The organism is Polaromonas sp. P3_C2, from assembly GCF_056402675.1.
In genome coordinates, this window is the sequence record NZ_JBFUGX010001237.1 from 1 (window position 1) to 586 (window position 586).

Genomic DNA, 586 nt, shown 5'->3' on the forward strand with positions numbered 1-586 from the left:
CCGTACGACATGGTCAAGGGCTCCGGTGCCGCTGGCTTTGACTCGCTCCTGTTCGCGCCTTCCACCAGCGTGTGGGCCAGCAACAGCTACCAGGATCGTCCAGGCAATTCCGTGTACTACCAGACCCCCGACCTGGCTGGTTTCTCTGCTGCTGCGATGTACAGCTTCGGCGAAAACAAAACCGCTACTGTCAGCGCCGGCAAGATCGCCAGCTTTAACGTTGCTTATGCAAACGGCCCCATCGGCGCTTCTTTGGCCTATCAGACCGAAAAAGCCACTGGTGCCAGCACTGCCATCAAGTACACGCAGTTGAACGGTTCGTATGACTTCGGCGTGGTCAAGCTGCTCGGTGCTTACGGTACTGTGAAGAACGGCACCACCCCCGTGACCGGTTTGGCACAGGACAAAGCGACAGAGTATCAAATTGGCCTTGACTTCCCAGTCAACAGCACGTTCACCCTGTCCGGCGGTTATGCCCGCTCCAAGAGCACCCGCCCAGCTGGTGCTTCCGAGCTGAAGCGTACCGGCTATAGCCTGGCTGGTCTGTATGCGCTCTCCAAGCGTACGAACCTGTACGCTGGTGTTC

General features: G+C 58.4%; 1 protein-coding gene. It reads left to right on the forward strand.

The genetic code is table 11. The features are described 5' to 3' along the window. Positions 1-111: 111 nt before the first annotated feature. On the forward strand, positions 112-586 hold a 475-nt coding region (locus AC1DWI_RS25825; protein WP_477726280.1), incomplete at its 3' end, for a porin.